This is a genomic window from Paraburkholderia hospita, from assembly GCF_002902965.1.
Lineage (GTDB): Bacteria > Pseudomonadota > Gammaproteobacteria > Burkholderiales > Burkholderiaceae > Paraburkholderia > Paraburkholderia hospita.
In genome coordinates this window covers 3201120-3224284 of record NZ_CP026106.1, presented here as the reverse complement: position 1 = coordinate 3224284, position 23165 = coordinate 3201120, and the positions used below count along the sequence as shown (strand labels likewise).

The 23165-nt window shown below is 63.2% G+C and carries 20 protein-coding genes; 7 read left to right on the top strand and 13 right to left on the bottom strand.

Features of this window, described 5'->3' with window-relative positions; translation table 11 throughout:
* Positions 1-124 precede the first annotated feature (124 nt).
* Positions 125-1057 (bottom strand): LysR substrate-binding domain-containing protein, encoded by a 933-nt coding sequence (locus C2L64_RS32910; RefSeq protein ID WP_007582828.1) that lies wholly within the window; start codon positions 1055-1057, stop codon positions 125-127.
* Between the two features lie 137 nt (positions 1058-1194).
* Between C2L64_RS32910 and C2L64_RS32905 the strand changes: the two genes are divergently transcribed.
* Together C2L64_RS32905 and C2L64_RS32900 are read left to right on the top strand one after the other, a co-directional pair.
* Positions 1195-1968 (top strand): transporter substrate-binding domain-containing protein, encoded by a 774-nt coding sequence (locus C2L64_RS32905; protein WP_007582827.1) that lies wholly within the window; start codon positions 1195-1197, stop codon positions 1966-1968.
* 36 nt (positions 1969-2004) lie between these two features.
* Positions 2005-3120, top strand: a complete 1116-nt coding sequence (locus C2L64_RS32900) for a succinylglutamate desuccinylase/aspartoacylase family protein (RefSeq protein ID WP_007582826.1) — start codon at positions 2005-2007, stop codon at positions 3118-3120.
* Positions 3121-3498: 378 nt separating this feature from the next.
* On the opposite strand, the gene C2L64_RS32895 is transcribed toward C2L64_RS32900, so the two are convergent.
* Positions 3499-4314 (bottom strand): SDR family NAD(P)-dependent oxidoreductase, encoded by an 816-nt coding sequence (locus C2L64_RS32895; protein ID WP_007582824.1) that lies wholly within the window; start codon positions 4312-4314, stop codon positions 3499-3501.
* Between the two features lie 128 nt (positions 4315-4442).
* Here C2L64_RS32895 and C2L64_RS32890 point away from each other — a divergent pair, with 128 nt between their 5' ends.
* Positions 4443-5381 carry a GlxA family transcriptional regulator gene (locus C2L64_RS32890; protein ID WP_007582823.1) on the top strand — a complete coding sequence of 313 codons (939 nt, stop codon included), beginning with the start codon at positions 4443-4445 and terminating at the stop codon, positions 5379-5381.
* 250 nt (positions 5382-5631) lie between these two features.
* Positions 5632-6282: a hypothetical protein gene (locus C2L64_RS32885; protein ID WP_007582821.1), complete on the top strand. Its 651-nt coding sequence runs from the start codon at positions 5632-5634 to the stop codon at positions 6280-6282.
* A 117-nt stretch (positions 6283-6399) separates the two neighbouring features.
* On the opposite strand, the gene C2L64_RS32880 is transcribed toward C2L64_RS32885, so the two are convergent.
* The 3 genes from C2L64_RS32880 to motA form a co-directional block, all read right to left on the bottom strand.
* A complete protein-coding gene (locus tag C2L64_RS32880; protein ID WP_007582819.1) occupies positions 6400-6987 on the bottom strand; it encodes a BPSL1445 family SYLF domain-containing lipoprotein in 588 nt (195 codons plus the stop codon).
* A gap of 309 nt (positions 6988-7296) precedes the next feature.
* Positions 7297-8280, bottom strand: a complete 984-nt coding sequence (gene motB, locus C2L64_RS32875) for a flagellar motor protein MotB (RefSeq protein ID WP_007582818.1) — start codon at positions 8278-8280, stop codon at positions 7297-7299.
* Positions 8281-8303: 23 nt separating this feature from the next.
* Entirely contained in the window at positions 8304-9173 is an 870-nt protein-coding gene (gene motA, locus C2L64_RS32870) for a flagellar motor stator protein MotA (protein ID WP_007582817.1), read from the bottom strand.
* Between the two features lie 537 nt (positions 9174-9710).
* Between motA and C2L64_RS32865 the strand changes: the two genes are divergently transcribed.
* Entirely contained in the window at positions 9711-10811 is a 1101-nt protein-coding gene (locus C2L64_RS32865; RefSeq protein WP_007582816.1) for a Fic family protein, read from the top strand.
* A 2-nt stretch (positions 10812-10813) separates the two neighbouring features.
* On the opposite strand, the gene C2L64_RS32860 is transcribed toward C2L64_RS32865, so the two are convergent.
* The 6 genes from C2L64_RS32860 to C2L64_RS32835 all read right to left on the bottom strand — a co-directional run bounded on the left by C2L64_RS32860 (position 10814) and on the right by C2L64_RS32835 (position 18647).
* Positions 10814-11650, bottom strand: a complete 837-nt coding sequence (locus tag C2L64_RS32860) for a DUF2242 domain-containing protein (protein ID WP_039900685.1) — start codon at positions 11648-11650, stop codon at positions 10814-10816.
* Positions 11651-11860: 210 nt separating this feature from the next.
* Positions 11861-12973 carry a hybrid sensor histidine kinase/response regulator gene (locus tag C2L64_RS32855; RefSeq protein ID WP_007582814.1) on the bottom strand — a complete coding sequence of 371 codons (1113 nt, stop codon included), beginning with the start codon at positions 12971-12973 and terminating at the stop codon, positions 11861-11863.
* Positions 12970-13605, bottom strand: coding sequence for a chemotaxis protein CheB (locus C2L64_RS32850; RefSeq protein ID WP_039900667.1), 636 nt, complete (start codon positions 13603-13605; stop codon positions 12970-12972). The genes C2L64_RS32855 and C2L64_RS32850 overlap by 4 nt, the downstream gene beginning before the upstream one ends.
* 45 nt (positions 13606-13650) lie before the next feature.
* Positions 13651-14499 (bottom strand): CheR family methyltransferase, encoded by an 849-nt coding sequence (locus tag C2L64_RS32845; RefSeq protein ID WP_007582812.1) that lies wholly within the window; start codon positions 14497-14499, stop codon positions 13651-13653.
* Between the two features lie 19 nt (positions 14500-14518).
* A complete protein-coding gene (locus C2L64_RS32840; RefSeq protein ID WP_007582811.1) occupies positions 14519-18007 on the bottom strand; it encodes a response regulator in 3489 nt (1162 codons plus the stop codon).
* Between the two features lie 328 nt (positions 18008-18335).
* Positions 18336-18647: a DUF4148 domain-containing protein gene (locus C2L64_RS32835; RefSeq protein ID WP_007582810.1), complete on the bottom strand. Its 312-nt coding sequence runs from the start codon at positions 18645-18647 to the stop codon at positions 18336-18338.
* A gap of 211 nt (positions 18648-18858) precedes the next feature.
* Here C2L64_RS32835 and C2L64_RS32830 point away from each other — a divergent pair, with 211 nt between their 5' ends.
* Positions 18859-19908, top strand: a complete 1050-nt coding sequence (locus tag C2L64_RS32830) for an asparaginase (protein WP_007582809.1) — start codon at positions 18859-18861, stop codon at positions 19906-19908.
* An 18-nt stretch (positions 19909-19926) separates the two neighbouring features.
* On the opposite strand, the gene C2L64_RS32825 is transcribed toward C2L64_RS32830, so the two are convergent.
* The gene (locus C2L64_RS32825; protein WP_007582808.1) at positions 19927-20172 is read right to left on the bottom strand and encodes a hypothetical protein; all 246 of its coding nucleotides are present in this window, start codon (positions 20170-20172) and stop codon (positions 19927-19929) included.
* A gap of 259 nt (positions 20173-20431) precedes the next feature.
* Here C2L64_RS32825 and C2L64_RS32820 point away from each other — a divergent pair, with 259 nt between their 5' ends.
* Positions 20432-21160 carry a FadR/GntR family transcriptional regulator gene (locus C2L64_RS32820; protein WP_035538213.1) on the top strand — a complete coding sequence of 243 codons (729 nt, stop codon included), beginning with the start codon at positions 20432-20434 and terminating at the stop codon, positions 21158-21160.
* Between the two features lie 27 nt (positions 21161-21187).
* On the opposite strand, the gene C2L64_RS32815 is transcribed toward C2L64_RS32820, so the two are convergent.
* Positions 21188-22930, bottom strand: coding sequence for an IlvD/Edd family dehydratase (locus C2L64_RS32815; protein ID WP_007582806.1), 1743 nt, complete (start codon positions 22928-22930; stop codon positions 21188-21190).
* Positions 22931-23165: the final 235 nt, after the last annotated feature.

The window sequence follows — 23165 nt, the reverse complement described above, 5'->3', positions numbered from 1 at the left end:
GCGGCAAAAGCATTGATACACGCGATGCTGCCAACTGCGCGCGGTTTTCTGCCAGGGCCGGCGGAACGTGCTTCAGGTGAGGGTTTACGGGAGCCTGAACAGTGAGTGGTGGTTGCCGGCTCAACTATGTCCGATGATTTCGCGCACGCACGGTTCGCGTGTACGACGCGATCATTGTCGCGAGTTCCTGGGCGGCGGGTGTGAGCGGCGCGGCGGCGCGTTGCAACACGCAGACGTCCTGCGCGGCGACGCGCTCGCGCACGTCGATCGTGGTCAACACGCGCGCGAACGGCCCGCGCTTCGTCACCACGGCTGCCTCCAGCGACAGACAATCCGTCTCGCTCACCAGATGCAGTGACTCGAACAGCCCTTCGACGGTCGAGACGATTCTCGGCGGCGCGAGACGGTGACTCGCGAACAGATCGTTTAGGCGGTGCGCTTGCGGATCGTCGGTGAGATTGGGCGAGCGCGTCGCGATCCACGAGCAATCCGCGAGTTCGGCAAGCGACTTCGCATGCGCCATCGGATGACCGCGTCTGCACACGACGACGGGATCGGACGGATACAGCTTCGTCACGGAGAGGTCGGTCGTATCCGTGTGCTTCGAGACGAGCGCGACGGCGAAGTCGAGCGTGCCTTCGCGTATCCACTGAATCATCATCCGCGACGTGCCCGTGCGCATGTGCGCGGCCACGCGCGGAAAGCGCTCGCGAAACTCGGTCAGCACGGGCGCGCCCGCGTCGATCAGTGGCTCGGTTGTCATGCCGAACGTGACCTGTCCGGTGTACTCGCCGCGCAGTTGCTGCGCTTCATGTTCGGCGCGCGCGCATTCGCCGAGGATCGTCGCCGCGCGTTGCAGCATGCGCTGCCCGATCGCCGTCAGCGCGATGCCGCGATTGGTGCGCGTGATGAGCGTGGCGCCGAGCATCGATTCGAGATTCTGCAATTGCTGCGTGATCCCGCTTTGCGCGATACCGAGCGCGCGCGACGCGGCGCGGATGCTGCCGTGCTCGGCCACGGCCGTGAACACGCGAAGTTGGGAAATGGTCAGGGCCATCGTCGACAGGGGCGGAAAAGCGGGCGATCAGAAGAAGTGATCATGATAGACAGATTTGCACTTTTTTGTATCACTGGCGCATCGTAGGATCGGCTCAGAATCCATCCCGTCACAGCCGACCGATAGGCCCGTTAGCCATGAAGACTTCGCTGATACTTCTCCTTGTCGCACTGGGCTTCGCAAGCCAGGGCGCGTTCGCACGCGATAACGACACGATTCGTCTCGGCATCGACCCGACCTATCCGCCGATGGACGCGAAATCCCCCGACGGCAGTCTCAAGGGCTTCGACGTCGATCTCGGCAATGAAATCTGCAAGCGCATTCACGCGCGCTGCGAATGGGTCGAACTGGAGTTCTCCGGCATGATTCCGGCGCTGCAGGCGCGCAAGATCGACGCGATCATGTCGTCGATGGCGATCACCGCGAAGCGCGAGCAGCAGATTCTCTTTTCGTCGAAGCTGTTCCAGTTCAAATCGCGGCTGGTGGCGAAGCAGGGCACCGCGCTGAACGGCAGCGCGCCCACGACGCTCGCCGGCAAGCAGATCGGCGTGCAAACGGGCACGCAGTTCGAGTCGTTCGCGCAGTCGCACTGGGCGCCCGCGGGCGTGCACGTGGTCGCGTACAAAGGCCAGGACGAAGTATTCAGCGACCTGGTCAACGGACGCCTGGACGGCGCGTTGCTCGGCACCGTCGAAGCCGACTATGGCTTCCTGCGCACGCCGCAAGGCAAGGGCTTCGCGTTTGTCGGCGAGCCGCTCGATATGGGCGATCGCGGCGTCGGCATCGGCTTGCGCAAGGACGAAGCCGCGTTGCAGACGTCAATCAACACCGCAATCGCGTCGATGCGCAAAGACGGCACCTACGCGCAGATCGCGCACAAGTATTTCGACTTCGATCCGTACGGTAACTGATCCGGTTACACGTCGAACGACATTCAGAAGAGTCACATGAACAGGCAATCGATTCCGCTTCTCTCGCCCGCCGTGGGTACGTCACGCGAACTCGTCGCGTTTCATTTCGGCCCGCAAAACAGCGGGCAAAAGATTTATATCCAGTCGTCGCTGCACGCGGACGAAACGCCCGCGATGCTCACGACGGTGCTGCTCAAGCGGCGCCTAGTCGAGCTCGAAGCGCAAGGCCTGCTGAAAGCCGAAATCGTGCTCGTGCCCGTCGCGAACCCCGTCGGGCTTGGGCAGCATGTGCTCGGCCAGTTCATCGGCCGTTTCGAAACGGGCAGTGGGAAGAACTTCAACCGGCACTTCATGCAGTTCACGACGCTGCTGGATCGCGCGAAGGACCGCCTCGGCGCCGATGCGCGGGAGAACCGCAATCTGATCCGTGAGCTGGTGCGTGAGCAACTGGATGCGCAAAAGCCGCTCACCGAGTACGAGTCGTTGCAACTCGCATTGCTGAAGCTCTCTTATGACGCGGACGTCGTGATCGATCTGCATTGCTCGCTCGAAGCGGTGATGCACGTCTACACGAGCGAAGCGGGCTGGCCGGAGATCGAGCCGCTCGCGCGCTATCTGCGCTCGGAAGCGTCGCTGCTCGCAACGGACTCAGGCGGCCAGGCGTTCGATGAAACGCACAGCCTCTTGTGGTGGCATTTGCAGCAACAGATGCCCGCCGGCAAGCCGGCACCGACGGGCACGGTTGCGGTGACGATCGAATGCCGTGGACAGCGTGACGTATCGTATGAAGTTGCGCAGCAGGACGCCGATGCGCTCGTCGACTATCTGACGCATCGCAAGGCGATCGAAGGCAGCGCGAAGCCGCTGCCGGAACTGCCGACGCCCGCGACGCCGCTCGCGGGCAGCGAGCAGTTCTACGCGCCCGTTAGCGGCATCCTCGTGCATCGCGTGAAGATTGGCGACTGGATTCGCGTCGGCGACGCGCTGTTCGATATCGTCGATCCGTTGACGGACGAAACCACGACGATCACCAGCAATACGGAAGGCGTGCTCTATATGCGACGCGCGATCCGTTTCGTGACAGCGGGCGCACCGCTTGGCCGCGTGACGGGGAAACAGGCGTTCCGCACCGGCGTGCTGCTCGGCGCGTGAGGCGCGTCGAGTTTAGGCGCATAAACTCTGCGCCTCGGCGCCGGCTGGCCGTTCGCGGCGTCCGACGTTTTGGGCATGCGGTTTAGGCGCAAAAACCCCGCGCCTCCGCGCGGGTTAGTTCGCGACGTGCGGCGTTTGGGGCATGCGGGTCAGGCGCATAAATGCCGCGCCTCGCCGCGTGTTAGCCGCTCGCGACGTCCATCGCTTCGGGCATGCGGTTTAGGCGCATAAACTCTGCGCCTCACCGCGTGCTGGCCGTTCGCGACGCGCTACGCTTCGAGCACATGGTTTAGACCCATAAACTCGCCGCAACCCGCACGGCAAAGCACAACGCGACGTGAAACCCCCATCGCGTCGCACCGCACTCACCTCACAACATCAAGCCACATTGAACCGCGCAGCCGGCGCCGTACGCGACAGATTCGGCCCAAGCGCGGTGCGCGCCGACTCGAACGCTTGCCAGTCGGCGTAATCCGGCAGCGACGGAATCGTCGCGAGTTCGCCCTGATCGAAGCCGACGAGCGACGCATCCACCATCTGTTCCGCCGACATCACGATGCCTCGCTCTTCGACGGCCTCGATCGGCACGCCCGCGACGCTCCAGAATTCGGTGCGCGTCGCGCCCGGCAAAACGGCTTGCACCTTCACACCCTTGCTCGCCAGTTCGTGATGCAGCGATTGGGTGAACGCCAGCACGAATGCCTTCGTACCACCGTAGACGCCATTCAGGATCTCGGGCGCCACTGCCACAATCGACGCAATGTTGATGACGTTGCCGCCGCCACGCGCGACGAAGCCGGGCGCGATGGCGTACGTGAGCCGCGTCAGCGCGACGACGTTCAGCTTGATCATCGCTTCCATCTTGTCGACGTCGGAATCCACCAGCGGCGCCGCGGCGCCAACGCCCGCGTTGTTCACCAGCATCGTGATGCTCGCGTCGGTGCGCAGCACGTTTTCGACGCGTCGGATATCGGCGTCGTCGTTCAGATCGGCGGCGACGATTTCTACCGAGCGGCCCGTTTCGTTCGAGATTCGCGTCGCCAGTTGTTCGAGGCGCGCGCGGTTGCGGGCAACGAGGATCAGGTCATAGCCACGGCGTGCGAGGCGATCCGCGTAAATCGCACCGATGCCCGACGAGGCGCCCGTCACGACGGCCGTGCCGAGGTTCGCTGCGGTATTGGAAGAATTCGACATATCAATGCTCCTGAGGTCAGAGGGCGCAGGCGACGCGGCGTCGTCTGCATGACCGTCAGATTAGGTGCATACTCACATGGCCTCAATGTCGTAGATGCCTCTTTTTCAGACATCGCTGGAGCCAAACCATGCTGCGCGTCGGAATCGTTCTATTCCCCGGTTTTCAGGTGATGAATCTCGGCATGACGAGCGTGCTGGAGTTCGCGAACCGCGAGATGAGCGAGCCGTTGTACGAGTACGTGCTGCTGTCCGAGCACGGCGGCCCGGTGCCGTGCTCGTCCGGTTTCGAGGTGTCGACCCAGCCGTTCGACGACAGCCGCTTCGACACGATCCTCGTCGTCGGCGACAACGATCTGCAGCCGTCGCCGCCGTCGCTGATCGCGTTCCTGAAGCGGGCGGCGCCGGCGGCGCGCCGTGTTGCCGCCGCCTGCACGGGCGCGTTTCATCTGGCCGATGCGGGCTTGCTCGACGACAGGCGCGCGACCACGCACTGGTACTACGCCGAAGACATGCGCAAACGTTATCCGGCTGTGAAAGTGGAAGAGGATCGCATCTTCATCATCGATAACGACGTGTGGACGTCGGCGGGTATGACGGCGTGCATCGACCTTGCGCTGGCGTTCGTCGAGAAGGACGCGGGCGTGGAGCTCGCGCGCCATGTCGCGCGCAAGCTCGTCGTGTATCACCGGCGCGCGGGCGGTCAATCGCAGTTTTCGGCGCTGCTCGAACTCGAGCCGAAGTCCGATCGCATCCAGACGGCGCTGTCGTACGCGAGGCGCAATCTGAACACGCTGCTTTCCGTCGAGCAGCTCGCGGACGCCGCGCATCTGAGCCCGCGGCAGTTCACGCGCGCGTTCAGGGAAGAAACGGGGCAGACGCCCGCGAAGGCGGTCGAGCGGCTGCGCGTCGAAGCGGCGCGTCTGATGCTCGAGACGGGGCGGCACGGCGTCGACGTGGTTGCGCGCGATGTGGGCTTCGGCGACCGCGAGCGCATGCGCCGGGCTTTTTTGCGTGCGTACGGCCAGCCGCCTCAGGCGATCCAGCGATTGACGCGCGGCATCGAATGACGGATTTAAAGCATTGGTAAGGCCGTGTAATTTACCGATTTCCGCTGAGAAACCCGCCATTTAAAGGGCTTGAGGCGGCACGCAGAGAACGTTTTAAATATTCACTAAAGATTTTCTGTGAGTGGTCCGTAATAAGACGGGTCTGGGACGCCGCCGCAACGCAAGGTCATTGCGTGTGACGGGTAATTTTTCCCGATACACGCGGCGTCAAGGTCAGGCGCCCTCCAGAACCCCGATGGAAATCTCACAGATGAAAAGGCTGTTGGTCACGCTTGCGGCGGGCTTTGCGCTGTCCGCGCCCGTCGCACACGCGCACGAAATTTATGGTCAGGTCGGCACGGAAGGCCTCGGTATCGGCTTCTCCGAACCGCTCGGCACGCGCGACAACATCCGCGCCGAATTCAATGGCATTGCGTTCTCGCACAACTTCAGCGCCGGTGCCCTGAACTACGACGGCAAGGCCAAGATCTATCACGGCGGCCTGTACCTCGACTTCTTCCCGGCGCCCGCCACGGTGCCGTTCCGCATCACGGCCGGTATGTTGATCGGCGGGGATAACGTATCGGGCGATGCGATCAGCCCGAGCGGCACGGTCAGCATCAACGGCACCAACTACGCGACGAACGGTGAGACGGTTCACGCGGAGGCGAAGTATCCGACGGTGCGTCCGTATATCGGCATTGGCTTTGGTCATACGCCTGTCGCGCAGAAGGGCTTCTCGGCGTTCTTCGATGCAGGCGTCACCTATGGCCGCCCGCACGTGACGCTCGACGTCCCGGCGGACATCGTCGCCGAGGCGGGTCAGGCGAACGTCGACCAGCAACGCCAAGCCCTGCAGGACAAGGCCGACAAGTGGCGCTGGTACCCCATCGTGAAGGTCGGCGTAACGTATCGCTTCTGATCGCCGCGTAGCAAGCAAAAAGCAGACGGCTCGCCATTGGTCACGGCGAGCCGTTTGTGTTTCTACGGGCAGCGATGCGCGACGGCGGCGAGCGCGCCACGTCGCACGGCATCAAGCTCAGATGTTCAGCTTCGACACCTTGGTGCCCGCGAGCGACACGTCGGCCATCAGTCCGGAGTTCGTCATAATGATCGCCTCGACAGGCGCGGTTGCCGTCGTAGTATCGACTGCGCCGTTCGCCCCGACCTTGATGAGCGCCACCGACGCATCGGCGCCCGCCGACCAGCCCTTGGCGTTGCGGAATTTGTCGAGCGCGTCCTGCGTCATGAAGAGGAAGATGATCGCCTTCGACTGCGCGCCCGCCGTCAGGCCGAACGAGCCGGAGACCGTGCTGTAGTAGCCGGCCGTGCTGCCGTCGACGCGCAGCGCGCCTTCGCCATACTGCCCGCCCACCACGAAGCCCACCTGTAGCACGGAAGGAAACACGAGTACGCCGCGCGCCTTGGCGACCAGTTCACGCGAGCCCTTCACGGTCGTGTAGAGTTTCGCCATCGTGCCGTCGACGCTCGCGTCGATCGACTGCCGCTTGGACATGTCGGTTGCCGCCGATTCGCCGCTGCTCGTCGTCGTGCTGCAGCCCGACAACAGCAGACTGCCGTATGCGAGTGCAGCAGCACTTGCTGTCACGAAGTGTCTTCTTTGCATTGTCGTTCTCCGTCAATGAAGCATTGGAAGGGAAATGCACGTTTGCACGCGTGATCTCGCGCAAGCGCAACAGCTACGCTTCCTCTACCAATATCAGAAACGTGTTGCGGTTGTGAAGTGCAGCGCTGAAATTGCTTTGCCTGAGCGCAAGGCCGGACGCAATTGACGATGCGAATGTGTCGCTTGGCGAAACGGTGAGGATGACCGTTTCGTTGTGTGGTCAAATCGGGTGATCAATCCGCGCTGGAGCGAAGCAAAAAAAGCCGCGCGCTCCTTTCGAAGCGCGCGGCTGAACACACGATATCGCGATCAATACGCGCTGCGCGTGCTTACCTTCAGTTTCGACACCACGTCGGGGATCGCTTCGCTTGCGGGCAGCGCTTCATCGATCGACGTGCGTCCGCCGTCGCGGAAGAACGCCTGTTCGGCGGCTTTGTTCAGCACCAGCACGCTGATGCGCCGGTTGGTTGGCTCGTCGGCGACGTTCGCGTTGAGCGGCAGCACGTCCGCGAGACCGCGCACCTGCAGCAGCTTGTCTTCGCGCATGCCGCCCGCCACGAGCGCGCGCCGCGCCGCGTTCGCGCGCTCCGACGACAGCTCCCAGTTCGAATATCCGGCCGGGCCGTTCGCGTACGTGGCGGCATCCGTGTGGCCCGCAATCGAAATGCGGTTATCGACATCGTTCAGCGACGCGCCGATCTGCGTGAGAATCTCGACCGCGTAGCTCTGCAGTTTCGCGCTGCCCGTCGCGAACATCGGACGCTTCAGCGAATCGACGATCTCGATGCGCAAGCCCTCGTTCGTGATCGAGATGCGGATCTGATCCTTGAACGCCTTCAACGCGGGCGTCTCCTCGATCAGTGCCGACAGCTTCGCTTTCAGCTGTTCGAGACGCGCGGTGTCGTTGGGCGCCACCGTCGCCTGCGTGAGCGTCGGCTTCGCGGGCTCCTGCTGCGCTTTCTTGCCGTCGCCGGGGCGCGTGTCGGAGATGTCGCGGCCGCCGCCCTGAATCACGTTCGGACGCGCTGCCGCCGTCCCTTCGTTGCCGCCTAGCAGGCTCGACAGCGGCGTGTTGAAGTAATCCTCGATGCCCTGCTTGTCGTACTTCGACGTCGAGCCGAGCAGCCACATCAGCAGGAAGAACGCCATCATCGCGGTCACGAAGTCCGCGTAGGCGATCTTCCATGCACCGCCGTGATGCGCGCCGTGCCCGTCGCCCTTCTTCGAGCGTCGCACGATGACGGGCGCGGCCTTCTCGCTCGCCTCTTCGCCGCGGGGTCGTCTTTCGGCCATGCTGATCTCCCTCTATGCGCGCATCAGGCCGACTTCGGCATCTTGGTGGCGCGCACGGCGTCGTCGAGCTCCTGGAAGCTCGGACGGTCGGCCGTGAACAGCACCTTGCGGCCGAATTCGATGGCGACGGGCGGCGCGTAGCCGGACAGCGACGCGAGCAGCACGGCCTTCACGCACTGATACGGCTTGGCTTCCGCACGGCCCTTCGCGTTGAGCAGATCGGCAACGGGGCCGATGAAGCCATACGCGAGCAGAATCCCGAGGAATGTGCCGACCAGCGCGCCCGCGATCATTTCGCCGAGCACGGCGGGCGGCGCGCCGACCGAGCCCATCGTATGCACGACGCCCATCACGGCCGCGACGATGCCGAACGCGGGCAGGCCGTCAGCCATCTTCTGGATCGCGTTCGCGGCCACCGACGATTCGGCGTGATGCGTCGCCAGCTCTTCGTCCATCAGGTCCTGCACCTCGTGTACGTTGACGTTGCCCGTCGCCATCATCCGCAGATAATCGACGATGAAATCGAGCAGATGATGGTCCTTCAAAACGTGCGAATACTTTTGGAAAAGCGCGCTTTCTTCCGGTGCATTGACGTCGGCTTCGAGCGCCATCATGCCTTCCTTACGTGCTTTCTGAAGCAACTCGTAAAGCAGTGCAATCAGCTCGAGATAAACCTCTTTCGAATAACTGCCGCCCTTGAAGCATCCGGGCAAAGCCTTGATGGTTTTCTTCAATACCGAAACGGGATTGCTGACGACGAACGCGCCCATTGCCGCGCCGAAAATACACAGCAGTTCGAACGGCTGAACCAGCGCGGGCAAATGGCCGCCCACTCCCACGAAGCTCCCGATCACAGAGCCGAGAACCAGCACCCAACCAATAGCGACAAACATGGACCCTCTCCAATTTTTAGCAACGTGCGGCACGCAAATGAATCGGCAGGTTTTACTGCCTGAAATTGCGTACCGTTTTGTTAATTCCGTGAAGGTAGTAACGGCTGGATCGACGCTGTGCTGAAGTGCAGGCAAAGCCCAAGCGGGAAAATATTTTCGACTATTTGATTTGTATCGATGCTTCGGTCGTCTTTGCTCAGAACGTTTTTACCGATCGGTGATTTAAAACAGATAATCGTTCGCGGTCGGCAAAATGGCTGAAATCTTGAGTGCGGGGTGAAAATAAAATTGCCGCGTGAATGGCAAAGCTGTCGATCAAGTTGCGGAGAGGCAGGCCCTGCACGCGGCTTCAGTCGGCAGGGCAAGTGAGTATCAACTCATGATTTGAGTCGATTAGACGCTCAATCGCCTCAAAGTGGGCTACACTATTTTCGACTCACAATTCGAGTCGATTAGAGCCCACAATCGCCTCAACGCTCATCCGGCACCATGTCATCAACCTCATCTCTCATCTGGCAGACCGCCACGTGGCCAGGCATGCACTACGACGCTGTTCGCGTCGGCGGCGTGGTGGCCCGCGCGCGCAGAGCTCAGGGCGTCGTTGAAGGCCAGCTGTCGGGCCTTGGCTTCGAGCAGCGCCTTGAACTGGCCGCCGAGGCCTGGAGCCAGGATGCAGTCGCGACGGCAGCCATCGAGGGCGAACGCATTGACCTCACCGCCGTGCGGTCGTCCGTGGCACGGCGACTAGGTGTCGGGAATCAGGATGGCCCCATCGCGCCCCGAAGCGTCGAAGGGCTGCTCGACATCATGGATGACGCTGTGCGGCAAAGGCAGGCGCCACTCACACACGAGCACTTGTGCGCCTGGCAGGCGGCGCTCTTCCCGACCGGCTACTCAGGCATGACCAAACTTCTTGTCGGGGCCTACCGCGAGCAAGCCGAGCCGATGCAAATCGTCAGCGGGAGCGTCGGACGCGAAAAGGTCCATTACGAGGCTCCGTCATCGGCGGACGTTCCGGCCGAAATGCAGAAGTTCCTGGACTGGTTCAACGCAACGACCGAGCACGACAATCTGGTCAAGGCGGCACTCGCTCATCTGTGGTTCGAGACGATTCACCCCTTTGAGGACGGGAATGGCCGCATTGGTCGAGTGCTTATCGACCTCGTGCTGGCGCGCGACAGCGGTGAAGTCAGCCGCCTGATTCGTACCTCACAGCGCTTGCTCGACAAGCGACGCGACTACTATGCGCAGCTCGAGCGCGCCCAGCATGGCGAACTGGACGTGACCGAGTGGGTGCTGTGGTTCGTGGAACAGGTGCGAGTGTCCTGCGAAGAAGCGTCCAGTGTCGTGGACGCCACGCTCGCTAAAGCCATTTTCTGGATGAACCATCAGGACAAGGTACTTACGCCTCGACAGCGCAAAGTCGTCAACCTTCTGCTCGATGCCGGTCCCAACGGCTTCGAAGGAGGCATGAGCACCAGAAAGTACGAGAGCGTCGGCGGCACCTCGCGGGCCACAGCGTCGCGTGAACTGATCGAACTCGAGGACATGGGGCTACTGTGCAAGGTCGGTGCCGGTCGCTCGACCCGCTATTACCTGAACATCCCAGGGTGGGGGCCGGCGGACACGGCCGCGTGATTTCACTGCGCCAAAGCCGCCGCACCCGAAGCCGGCGATTCGATGATCGCAGGCGTGTTATCGGGTGAAGCGGCGGCGGCTTCGTGCGCGTGCGTCGTCGCGGAGACAGGCGTTGCCGAAGCAACTGGCGTCGCTGCCGCTGCAACCGGCGTGGTCTGTTCCTTCGAAGGCGCGGGCATGATGACAGGCGCCGCGTTGCCGCCGGGCGTGGACGACATCGGCGTGACGACCAGCGCCGGCGCGGGAGCGGGCATGGGCAGCGGCGTCGCGTCGACGGTATTGCCGGGCACAGGCATGCTGCGCACCACGTTCGCCAGATAGTGGCTGATCAGATTGAAGAAGCCGTCGTAGAACTTGCCCGACTGGATCGTTTCGCTGGAAATCTTCACCATCGCGTCGCTGTTCTGGCGAATCGGCAGCGACAGTGAGCCGAGCACGCTCAACCCGACGCTCGCCGACGTATCGCTCTTCTTGAGCGCGTAGCCGCTCTGCACCGCGTTCGCATAGACGATGCTGCTGTTGGTCGCGTCGTCACCCGCCGTGCAGACGATATGGAATTCGACGGTGAAGTGCGAGTCGCTGGCGGGCTGGAAGTTCTTGCTGGCGTCGACGGTATCGGGGCGCACCAGCGTCGTCATGTAGCCCTGGCTCAAGAGCGCGCGGCGCGCGCCTTCGCAGGCTTCCGTGCTCGTCACCTGAAACGTGCGCGTGTACGGACTTGCGCCGCTGCTGACGAAGTCTTCCTGCAGCTTCGCCTTGGGCGGCGTCGAGCACGCGCCGAGCGCGGCAAGCACGGGCAGGGTCAACGCGAGAGCAATACGGGAAGGGCGGCTGGACATGATGAAGAGGCGAACAACGGGCATCGGACGGCAAGCATTGTAGTGCGGTTTGATTGCAAGCCGTTATTACATCGGCTGACAGCCGCACACGCCAGTGCGGCGCACGAAACGGGGCGCGGACGCTTGCCCATGCCGCGCAAGGCGCACGCGCCGCCGGCGCATCTCTTACGAAGTATTTCAGGCGCGCGGCCTGCCGGCCGTCGCGCCGTGTCAGAGCACCCAGCTTTGCGCGGTGCGCGGCAGTTCGACCGTAAATACAGTGCCGACGATCTCGTCCGATTTGCCCGTCACCTTGCCGCCATGCATGTGCACGATCTTGTCCACGATGTGCAGCCCGAGGCCGAGCCCTTCGCGCGAGCGCTCGCCTGCTCCGTTCGAGCCGAAAGCTTCGAACAGATGTGGCAGCATCGCGGGCGGAATCGCGCCGCGATTGCTGACCGTCAGTCGCAGCCGGTTCGGCTCGTCGGCATTGAGGTCGACCGTGATCGGGCTGTCGTGCTCGCCGTGATGCAACGCGTTGCTGATCAGATTTGAAATGGCCTGCCACAGCAGGTCGGTGTCCCATGTGCCCGTCGTATTGCCGCGCGAAGTGAACACGATCTGGCCGGCGCGCTCGTGCGTCGCGAACTCTTCGATCACGCCGCGGCACAGCGCCGCCAGATCGCTCGCACGCGGCTGCAATTGCATGCGGCCGCCTTGCAGGCGCGCGAGATTGAGCAACTGATGCACCATCCGCGACATGCGCATCGTGCTGTTCCTGATGCGGCCCGCGACAGTTGCCGATTGCTCGTCGGAGGCGTTGCGCACTAGAAATTCCGCCGACGCCAGCACCGTGCCGAGCGGCGTGCGCAGATCGTGGCCGAGCACGGCCATCAGCATTTCGTTCGCTTCGAGCAGCTGGCGCGTGGTCAGCAGCTGATCGGCGAGTTGCCGCTTGTGCTGCTCCAGCTGCACGAACACATCGACCTTCGATTGCAGGATGCGCGGGTCGAACGGCTTGTGCAGAAAATCGACGGCGCCCGCTTCGTAGCCGCGAAACGTGCGCGACGCGTCTTCCGCCGTGGCCGTCAGAAAGATGATAGGCACGTGCGACGTGCGCGGGCTGCCGCGCATCAGCGACGCAAGCTCGAAGCCGTTCATGCCGGGCATGTTGACGTCGAGGATCGCGAGCGCGGCTTCATGCTTGAGCAGCAGGTCGAGCGCGGCCGTGCCCGAGTTCGCGACCAGCAGTTCGATCCCCGGACGCGCCAGCAGCGCTTCGAGCGCCGTGATGTTATGCGCGATATCGTCGACGATCAGAATGTTGACGGGTGAGTTCCTCATGTCATCGTTCTAGTGTGAGGCGGCAAACCGGCGAGCCGCCGGGCCATCAGGGTTGGAGAAAGCACTTCGTCGACGGCGCCGCGCGCGATGGCCGCGCGCGGCATCGTCGCGGAGACAGCCGTTTGCGGGTCCTGCACCCACGCGAGGCCGCCCATCGCGCGGATCACTTCGAGGCCGTGCGCGCCGTCGTCGTTCGCGCCCGACAGCAGGATGCCGAGCAACCGCTCGCGGTACACGTGCGCGGCGGATTCGAACAACACGTCGATGGACGGCCGCGAATAGCGCACCGTCGAATCGATCGACAGCGCGACCGTGCGGTCGTCGTCGATCAGCATGTGATAGCCGGGCGGCGCGAGATGCACGCGGCCCGGCAGCAGCGGCTCGCCCGCATCCGGCTCGACGACGGGCAGCGCGCAGCGATAGCCGAGCGTTTCGGCCAGACGGCTCGGTGAATCGGCGGGCACGTGCGAGACGATCAGCACCGCGAGCCCGAACGACGCAGGCAGCGCGGGCAACAGCACGTTCAGCGCGTCGATGCCACCCGCCGACGCGCCGATCGCCACCGCCTCGAACGCGCGCGTATCCACCGGCGCGGTTGCGCCCAGTGGAGAAGGTCGGCGAGGTGTGTTCATACGCGTCGATCGATCATTCGTTCGATGTTGGAGGGCACGGGCAGTCTAGCGTTTCTGATAGATCCGCTCGCGCTCGCGAAATTCTTCAAATGCATCGTACTGCGTCGAAAAGCGCAGGCTTTCCTTGCTGCCGAGGCCGAGAAAGCCGCGCCGCACCAGCGTGTCCTTGAACAGCCCCAGCGCGCGGTCCTGCAGGCCGCGATCGAAATAGATCAGAACATTGCGGCACGACACGAGATGCGCTTCGAGAAACACTTCATCGGTCGACAGGCTGTGGTCCGCGAACACTACGCGCTCCTTTAGCGGGCCGGAGAAGCGCGCGCCGCTATACGCCGCATGATAGTAATCGGCGAGCGAGCGCTTGCCGCCCGCGGCCAGATAGTTGCGCGTGAAGCCCGCGATCCGGTCGAGTGCATATATGCCCGCTTCGGCCCGCGCGAGCGCGTCGGGGTTGATGTCGGTTGCGTAGAAGAGCGTGCGCTCGGTGAGACCCGCTTCGTCGAACAGGATCTTCAGCGACCACAGTTCCTCGCCTGTGCTGCAGCCGGCCACCCACACCTTGATCGACGGATACGTTTGCAGCACGGGCAGCACATGGTTGCGCAGCGCGAGAAAGTAGCCCGGGTCGCGGAACATGTCGCTGACCTGCACCGTCAGGTAGTGAAAGAGCCGCACGAAGTCCGCCTCGTTGCGCATGATCCTGTCCTGCAACTGCGAGAGCGTCGTCACGCCGAACTCTTCGAGCGCCTGCACGAGACGCCGCCGCAGCGACGACATCGAGTAGTGACGGAAGTCGTGCTGGTACTTCAGATAGATCGCTTCCAGCAGCAGCTTCAGCTCGATATCGAAATCGTGCATGCGTTGCGGCGAATCGTCGTACGAGATACGGCTCATGGCTGACGGTTCCTCGCGCCTAGCGTTGCCGCAGCCAGACGCGGCAAAGCGAGATCAGCTTGTCGACGTCGATGGGCTTCGAGATGTAGTCGTCGGCGCCCGCTTCGAGGCAGCGCATGCGGTCTTGCGCCATTGCTTTCGCCGTCAGCGCGACGATGGGCAGATGCGCGAAGCGCTCGTCGCGGCGGATGTGTGCGATCGCCGTCAGGCCATCCATCTCCGGCATCATGATGTCCATCAGCACGAGGTCCACCTCGCGTCCGCTGTTCAGCGCTTCGAGCGCTTCGCGCCCGTTGCGCGCAATTTCGAGCTTCGCGCCAAGCGGCTCGAGCACATGCGACAGCGCGAAGATATTGCGCACGTCGTCTTCCGCGAGCAGGATGGTGCGCCCTTCGAACTGGTTGTCGCGCTGGCGCACGGTGCGCAGCATGCGCTGCTGCTCGGGCGCGAGCGACGACTCGACGCTATGCAGGAACAGCGTCACTTCATCGAGCAGACGTTCCGGCGATTTCGCGCCTTTGATGATGATCGATTTCGAGTAGCGGCGCAGCCGGTGCTCCTCGTCGCCCGACAGCATGCGGCCCGTGTAGACGATGACGGGCATCGCCTGATGCGTGACGTCGGCGGCGAGCTGTTCGAGCAGATCGTAGCCGGTGCCGTCGGGCAGCGCGAGGTCGGTCACGACGCAATCGAACAGCGTTGTGGACAATTGCTCCAGCGCGCCCGCGAGCGTCGCGACGGCGACGATTTCCGTGGTGTCGCTCCGCAGCAGCGCGCGGATGCTCTCGCGCATTGCCGCATCGTCCTCGATCACCAGCACGCGCTTCATGCGCTGCTGCAGGCGCGACTCCAGCCGCCGGATCGCGGCTTCGAGCGTGGTGCGCGCAGTGGGCTTCAGCGTGTAGCCGACCGCGCCTAGATGCAGCGCCTTTTCAGCGTGATCGGTGGCGGAGACGATGTGAATCGGAATGTGACGCGTGGTGGGATCGTTCTTCAGCCATTCGAGCACCGTCAGCCCCGAGCGGTCGGGCAGGCCGACGTCGAGCAGCACAGCCGTCGGCTGCATGTCGCGCACGAGCGTGAGGCCTGTCGTCGCATCGCTGGCATGGACGAAATCGAATTCGAGTTCGTGCGTGAGATCGCGCAGGATCTCGGCAAAGACGAGATCGTCTTCGATCGCGAGAATCAGGCGGTCTTCGTGGCGCAGGTTGTCGCGGTCGTCGCCGATAGTCGGCTGCGCGTTGCCCGCCTGCACGGGCGCCGACACAGACGCGGCTTTGGCCACGGGCGACGGCGCGGGCTTGCTGCGCACGGGCAGCGTCAGTGGCTCGGCTACCTGCGTCGCGCGGGCCTCCGCATCGGCAGGGCCTTGCAGCGGCAGCCATAGCGTGAACACGCTGCCCTTGCCGGGTTCGCTCGCGACGCTCACGCGGCCGCCCAGCAGCCGCGCGAATTCGCGCGAGATCGACAGGCCGAGGCCGCTGCCGCCGTAGTGGCGGCTCGTCGAGCCGTCCGCCTGCTGGAAGGCTTCGAAGATCAGTTCGAGCTTGTCGGCGGCGATGCCGATACCCGTGTCGCGCACGTCGAAGCGCAGCGTGTCCGAGTCGCCGGCGGCGACCGTCAGCGCGACTTCGCCGTGCTCGGTGAACTTCAATGCGTTCGACAGCAGATTACGCAGAATCTGCGTGACACGCTGGCCGTCGGTGACGAACGTCTCGGGCACGCCGGGCGCGCGTTCGACCGAGAACTGCAAATGCTTCGCCGCCGCCATCGGCTCGAACATTTCGCGCAGCGATTGCAGCATCGAGTCGACGGGCACCGTTACGCTGTCGATTGTGATCTGCCCGGCTTCCACTTTCGACAGATCGAGAATGTCGTTGATCAGCACCAGCAAGTCGCTATTCGACGCGTGAATCGTTTCCGCGTAGCGCACCTGTTCTTCCGACAGATTGCCCGTGCGGTTCTCCTGCAACAGACGCGCGAGAATCAGCGAGCTGTTCAACGGCGTGCGCAGTTCGTGCGACATGTTCGCAAGGAACTCGGACTTGTAGCGGCTCGACTGCTCCAGCCGCGCGGCGTTCGCGGCGAGTTCGTCCTGCGCTTCGAGCAGATCGGCCTTCTGGCGCTCCAGGCGCTTCGCGTAGTCTTCGAGCTGCACGTTGGTCTGCTCGAGTTCCGCCTGCTGCGCTTCGAGCCGCGATTGCGATTCGACGAGCGCGCGACCGCGTTCTTCGAGCCCTTCGTTCGACACGCGCAATTCTTCCTGCTGCACCTGAAGCTCTTCATTCAACTGCTGCGTTTCGGCGAGCGCATCCTGCAGGCGCTCGCGATACAGTGCGGCCTCGATGGAGTCGCCCATGCTGTTCGCGATCAGTTGCAGAAACTCGTGATCGCGCGGCGCGATGTTGCGCATGAAGCCGAGTTCGACGACGCCGTTCACGATGCCGTCGTTTTCGATAGGCAGCACGACGAGATTGCGCGGCGGGCTCATGCCCGTGCCGGAGACGACTTTCACGTAGTCGTCGGGGACGTCGTGCAACACGAGCGTGCGGCGCGACACGGCCGCCTGGCCGATCAGGCTTTCGGCTTCGCGGAATGTGCGCGTCGCCTGTTCGCTTTCTTGGCTGAAGCCGTAGGTGGCGATGCGTTTGAGGCTGCTGGTCGCGCGGTCGCGCACGTACATTGCCGCGACCACGACGTCGAGATATTCGGCGAGAAAGTCGAGGATCGCGCGGCCGACGAGAGGCGAACTCGACTGGCCGACGATCTTCTCCGCGAGCAGCCGCTGCCCGGAGCGCAGCCATACCTGCTGCTGCAAGACTTCAGTGTGCTCGGCCTGGCGCGCGAGCACGCCGCCGTACGACTCGGACAGATTCACCAGATCGCGCCGTCCGCGATAGGCGATGAAGCCGCTGATCGACAGGCTGAAAAGCAGAAAGACGCCCACCAGAACGAAGGTGACGCTGCGCGCGTCGCTGGAGCGCTGTTGACGCAGCGCTTCCTCGACAGCGAGAAACTGGCCGAAGAGCCGCCGGGTTTCGTCGAATTCGATTTTTCCGCGTCCACTCTTCACCTGGTCGGTGTAGTCGAGGTTACGCCGGCGTAGATCGATCATCTCCTGCGCGAACTGGTCCCAGCGCTGCTGCACGCCGCGAATGCGTTTGAGCTGTTCGACCTGGGAAGGATTGTCGGACACCAGTTGCATCAGCGTGTTGATCTCGGTTTCGAAACGCGGCTGACCGAGCTGATACGGCGCGAGGAAAGTCTCGTCGTCCGTAATCAGGAAGCCGCGCAATGCGGACTCGCGATCGACGGCAAGCCGTAGCATTTCATTCGCGTTGCCGATCACGCGCTCCGAATGCTCGACCCAGCTCATCGTATTGACGAGATAGGCGATCAGCGCGACGAACAGCGCCATCGTGACGACCCCGAGCGCGAGCGGCAGCGCGATATTGCGGCGAATGATGCGGCGAAAACTGATCTGATCGACAGCGCCGACAGCGGTCAATTTTTCTGCGCGGCGGGCAGGCTCGTGTGATGGATTCGGCATTTTTGACTGGAGAAAGCGTTGGCGTCTTTAGTTGTAGCCGGAATGTGCGACTGCACAGCTATGCCCAGGTTGTAGCGATGCAATTCGTTGTATGGACAAGCGCTGGAAAGTATCACATAGCGTCAGGCGTTCGTGGAACAGGACGCTGAAACGGCGGCGGCCGGACAGAAAGTGAGCGCTTAGGGAGGACTGGCGGAAAAGGAATAACAGCGACTATCGACACTGCGAGAACCGGCACGGCCGCACGCAGACAACGCCGCGTGCGGCTGACTCAATCAAACGATGTTTATTGGCTCGCGCCCGTGCCAATACCTGCCTTTTTCTGCGCGTCTTGCAAATCCTGCGGGTAGTTCGGGTCGTTCGCGCGGCCAGGCTGGTAGCCCGCGTCTTCGAGCTTTTTCAACTCGGCGTTCTTCTTCGCGCGCGCTTCCTTGCGGGCCTGCTTTTTCTGCTGCTTGGTCGGCTTCGCGGCGGAGGCGGCCAGGCCCGCCGCGCCCGTGCCTGACGACGCGTCGTTTTGCGCAAATGCCGGAGCAGCCGCGCCGATGCCCAGCGAGGCCGAGGCGAGGAGGACGATCAGTTTCCTGGCGATGTGCATTTCTTTTCTCCTGTCGTAATGGCTTTACGATCGATTCCGCTTGCGCGGCCTGATTCGGATAAACCCGGTCGGATGAACCCGGCCCGATGCAGCCGGGCGCCGGGTGAATCCAATGTACTCGACACGCACGTATCGCGCCTGGCAGGGTTGTAGAATCCGGCGGCATGCTCTGCCGTTGCGCAGACCGAACCGAACATATAAGGAGACCGGGATGTCCGTTGCTGCAACCGTCTATCGCGGCGATATCGTCGAGAACACGCATATCGCGCATGTGGCCGTCGTAGATACAGAAGGAGCGCTGCTGTATTCGTACGGCGACCCGTCGCGCTTCACGCTGGTGCGATCGGCAGCGAAGCCGGCGCAGGCGCTCGCCGTCGTCGAGTCGGGCGCGCTCGAGCGCTTTGGTTTCGACGGCGCGGACCTCGCGCTGATGTGCGGCTCGCACAGCAGCGAAGATCGACACATCGAACGCGCGCGCCACATGCTCGCAAAGTCGCAGGCGACGGAAGCCGATTTGCGTTGCGGCGGCCATCCGCCCATTTCGGATGCCGTCTACCGCGAATGGATCAAGCGCGACTTCATTCCGGGCGCCGTGTGCAGCAACTGTTCGGGTAAGCACGCGGGCATGCTGGCGGGCGCGCGGGCGATCGGCGCGGCGCTCGCCGACTACCATCTGCCGGAACATCCGTTGCAGCGGCTCGTGAAGCGCACGGTTGCCGACGCCTGCGATCTGCCCGACGACGGCGTGCAGTGGGCTGTGGACGGCTGCAATCTGCCGACGCCCGCGTTCCCGCTCGATCGTCTTGCGCGTCTTTACATGAAGCTCGCGCGGGCCGCCGACGGGCATGTGTCGACAGATTCGAAAAGAGACGCGGCGCTCGCGCAGATCTTCCGTGCAATGACGGGCTATCCGGAGATGGTCGCGGGCGAAGGGCGGTTCTGCACCGCGTTGATGGGCGCATTCGAAGGCGCGCTGGTCGGCAAGGTCGGCGCGGACGCGAGCTATGCGATCGGCGTGCGCGCGTCGGCGCAGACGGCGAAGCTCGGCGCGAAGGGCGCGCTCGGCATCGCGGTGAAAGTGGAAGACGGCAACTCGACGATCCTCTATGCGATCGTCGCTGAATTGCTCACCAAGCTCGGCATCGGCGACGACGCTGCGCATCGCGCACTCGATGGTTTCCGTTTGCGCGCCACCCGCAACACGGCCGGTCTCGAAACGGGCCGGGTCGAAGTGACCGTGCCGCTCGTCAGAGCCGGCTGAGCACGTTGATAAGCGCGGCTAGCTCGACGACTGGCTGTCGCTGTCATTGTCAGGCGGGTCGAACATCGCCTGGCATTTCGGCGACAGCTTGTCGTAGTGCTGCTTCATGCACGCTTCGATCTTCTCCTTGTTGGGGATATGGATCGCGCAGAACTTGATCGCGTCGTGCTTGCAGGCCTTGGTCTGCTCGTCGCGTGTAGCGGCCGTTCCGACGTTCGCCGCCGCCACGCATGCGACCAGCAGAAGTAGCGGTTTGAGCTTCATTGCCGTGGTCCATGTCGAGTTGAATGCACGGGTTTTCCGGGCTGCCTTTGAGTAAAGCAGCCCGTCCACAAACGATCAAGCAAAAAACGAACCCAACGCGGCGCAGCGCACGCATGACGACATCAGGCCCGCGCGATAATGGCAGCGCGTCGTGCTGCGTCAAAGCGGAAGGCGGGGCGTGCGCCCCATGCTATGCTTGCACAGCCCGCAACGGGAACGGTACAGCTATCCGCATTCGCACGGCCACAACAAATACATCATGGACTACCGGCATCTTCAGAAACGCAAAAGCCTGCATGCGCGGATCGTGCAGGAACTCGGCATCGAGATCGTAAGCGGCAGGCTGGCGCCAGGCGAACGCCTGCCCGCCGAAGCGACGCTGTGCGAAAAATACGGCGTGAGCCGTCCCGTGCTGCGCGAAGCGACGCGCGTGCTGGTCGCCAAAGGGCTGGTCGTTTCGAAGCCGCGCGTGGGCAGCGTCGTGCGGCCGCGCGAAGAGTGGCACATGCTCGATCCCGACGTGCTCTACTGGACGCTCAACAGCATTCCCGAAGGTGAGTTCTTTCTGTCGCTGATGACGGTGCGCCGCATCATCGAACCGGCTGCGGCCGCGCTCGCCGCAACGGCGGCCACGGACGAAGATCTGGTGCGGATCGGCTCCGCGTACGACCGCATGGAGCACGCGCAAAGCGCCGGCGATCTGCTTGAGCCGGACCTCGAATTTCACCGCGCGATCATGGCTGCGACGCACAACGACATGCTCGCGTATATCGGCAACATGATGTCGCTGGCTTTGTCGGAATCGATCAAGCTGACGAGCCGCCATCCCGACACGCACGCGTTATCGCTGCCGCGCCATAAGGCGATCCTCACCGCGATCCAGAATCGCGATGCATTGGCCGCGCGTCAGGCGAGCCTCGTGCAGCTCGAAAACGCGCGCGTCGATGCCGATACGATTCTCGGCATCGCCGCGCACAGCCTGAGCTGATTCGCTACGCTGCGTAGCGCGGCGTGTTCAATGCGAATGCGCCGGCACTTCCGCGCCGCGACAACCCACCAGAAAGTCGAAATCGCAGCCCTGATCGGCCTGCAGCACATGGTCGATATAGAGGTTGCGATAGCCGCTCGCATCGGCGGGATTGCGTTGCTGCGACTCCTTCCATTCGGCGAGACGCGCGGTCATTTCCTTCTCGTCGATATCGACATGTAGACGGCCCACGTCGCAATCCAGCTCGATCCAGTCGCCGTCGCGCACCACAGCGAGCGGCCCGCCCGCACGCGCTTCGGGCGCCACGTGCAAAACCACCGTGCCATACGCAGTGCCGCTCATGCGCGCATCCGACACGCGCACCATGTCCGTCACGCCTTGCGCGAGCAGCTTCGGCGGCAGGCCCATGTTGCCGACTTCCGCCATGCCGGGGTAACCCTTCGGTCCGCAGTTCTTCATCACGAGCACGGAGTCCGCCGTCACGTCGAGTTCGGGATCGACGATGCGCTTCTTGTAGTCGTCGAAGTTCTCGAACACCACGGCGCGGCCGCGATGCTTCAATAGCGCAGGCGTGGCCGCCGACGGCTTGAGCACCGCGCCATTGGGCGCGAGATTGCCACGCAGCACGCACAGGCCGCCGTCTTCGCGCAACGGCTTCTCTAGCGGCCGGATCACTTCGTCGTTGTAGATCGGCGCGTCGATGCTGTTTTCCCACAGCGTCTTGCCGTTCGCGGTCAGCGCATCGGGATGCGGCAGCAGACCCGCTTCGCCGAGCCTGCGCAGCACGGCGGGCAAGCCGCCCGCATAGTAAAACTCTTCCATCAGGAAACGGCCTGAAGGCTGGAGATCGACCAGCGTCGGCGTGCCGCGTCCGATACGCGTCCAGTCGTCCAGTTCGAGCGTCACGCCGATGCGGCCCGCAATCGCCTTCAGGTGGATCGCCGCATTGGTCGAACCGCCGATCGCCGCATTCGCGCGGATCGCGTTCTCGAAGGCCTCGCGCGTGAGCAGCTTCGACAGCCGCACGTCCTGCAACGCCATCTCGACGATACGCATGCCCGACAGATGCGCGAGCACATAGCGGCGCGAATCGACGGCGGGAATCGCCGCGTTGTGCGGCAGCGTGACGCCGAGCGCTTCCGCCATGCAGGCCATCGTCGACGCCGTGCCCATCGTGTTGCAGGTGCCCGCCGAGCGCGACATGCCCGCTTCCGCCGACATGAACTCGTGAATCGAGATCTTGCCCGCCTTCACCTGTTCGCTGAGTTGCCACACGACCGTGCCCGAGCCGATGTCGCGCCCTTCATGCTTGCCGTTGAGCATCGGCCCGCCGCTCACCATGATCGCGGGCACATCGCAACTGGCTGCGCCCATCAGCAACGCGGGCGTGGTCTTGTCGCAGCCGGCGAGCAGCACGACGGCGTCGATGGGATTGCCGCGAATCGATTCCTCGACATCCATGCTCGCGAGATTGCGCGTGAACATGGCCGTGGGCCGCAGGTTCGACTCGCCATTCGAGAACACCGGAAACTCGACGGGGAAACCACCCGCTTCATACACGCCGCGCTTCACGTGTTCGGCGAGCTTGCGAAAGTGCGCATTGCACGGCGTGAGTTCGGACCACGTATTGCAGATGCCGATGATCGGCTTGCCAGCGAATTCGTGATCGGGGATGCCCTGATTCTTCATCCAGCTGCGGTACATGAAGCCGTTCTTGTCGGCGGTGCCGAACCAGGCGGCGGAGCGCAGTTTGCGGGGTTGGTCGGTCATGGTGTCTCGTCCAGTATTGTTCAAATATAGTAAGACTATATGCGTGGCTCGCGTCGATGTCCATTAGGGCTTACAAGCAAACTTTTGAAAAGTCTATTGTCGGCAGAATGTCTTAAATAGCGGGTACGTAGTGCGCTGTAATACTTCGTACGTGTTGCTGAACTTGATAAATAGAATGACTTTTTGGTGTTGTGCATGGGGGAAAACACCAATCACAACGGTTCGACTCCGCGAA

Coding starts and splice junctions, on each gene's coding strand:
- C2L64_RS32910 (WP_007582828.1), bottom strand. CDS start 1,057: ATGGCCCTGACCATTTCCCAACTTCGCGTGTTCACGGCCGTGGCCGAG.
- C2L64_RS32905 (WP_007582827.1), top strand. CDS start 1,195: ATGAAGACTTCGCTGATACTTCTCCTTGTCGCACTGGGCTTCGCAAGC.
- C2L64_RS32900 (WP_007582826.1), top strand. CDS start 2,005: ATGAACAGGCAATCGATTCCGCTTCTCTCGCCCGCCGTGGGTACGTCA.
- C2L64_RS32895 (WP_007582824.1), bottom strand. CDS start 4,314: ATGTCGAATTCTTCCAATACCGCAGCGAACCTCGGCACGGCCGTCGTG.
- C2L64_RS32890 (WP_007582823.1), top strand. CDS start 4,443: ATGCTGCGCGTCGGAATCGTTCTATTCCCCGGTTTTCAGGTGATGAAT.
- C2L64_RS32885 (WP_007582821.1), top strand. CDS start 5,632: ATGAAAAGGCTGTTGGTCACGCTTGCGGCGGGCTTTGCGCTGTCCGCG.
- C2L64_RS32880 (WP_007582819.1), bottom strand. CDS start 6,987: ATGCAAAGAAGACACTTCGTGACAGCAAGTGCTGCTGCACTCGCATAC.
- motB (WP_007582818.1), bottom strand. CDS start 8,280: ATGGCCGAAAGACGACCCCGCGGCGAAGAGGCGAGCGAGAAGGCCGCG.
- motA (WP_007582817.1), bottom strand. CDS start 9,173: ATGTTTGTCGCTATTGGTTGGGTGCTGGTTCTCGGCTCTGTGATCGGG.
- C2L64_RS32865 (WP_007582816.1), top strand. CDS start 9,711: ATGCACTACGACGCTGTTCGCGTCGGCGGCGTGGTGGCCCGCGCGCGC.
- C2L64_RS32860 (WP_039900685.1), bottom strand. CDS start 11,650: ATGTCCAGCCGCCCTTCCCGTATTGCTCTCGCGTTGACCCTGCCCGTG.
- C2L64_RS32855 (WP_007582814.1), bottom strand. CDS start 12,973: ATGAGGAACTCACCCGTCAACATTCTGATCGTCGACGATATCGCGCAT.
- C2L64_RS32850 (WP_039900667.1), bottom strand. CDS start 13,605: ATGAACACACCTCGCCGACCTTCTCCACTGGGCGCAACCGCGCCGGTG.
- C2L64_RS32845 (WP_007582812.1), bottom strand. CDS start 14,499: ATGAGCCGTATCTCGTACGACGATTCGCCGCAACGCATGCACGATTTC.
- C2L64_RS32835 (WP_007582810.1), bottom strand. CDS start 18,647: ATGCACATCGCCAGGAAACTGATCGTCCTCCTCGCCTCGGCCTCGCTG.
- C2L64_RS32830 (WP_007582809.1), top strand. CDS start 18,859: ATGTCCGTTGCTGCAACCGTCTATCGCGGCGATATCGTCGAGAACACG.
- C2L64_RS32825 (WP_007582808.1), bottom strand. CDS start 20,172: ATGAAGCTCAAACCGCTACTTCTGCTGGTCGCATGCGTGGCGGCGGCG.
- C2L64_RS32820 (WP_035538213.1), top strand. CDS start 20,432: ATGGACTACCGGCATCTTCAGAAACGCAAAAGCCTGCATGCGCGGATC.
- C2L64_RS32815 (WP_007582806.1), bottom strand. CDS start 22,930: ATGACCGACCAACCCCGCAAACTGCGCTCCGCCGCCTGGTTCGGCACC.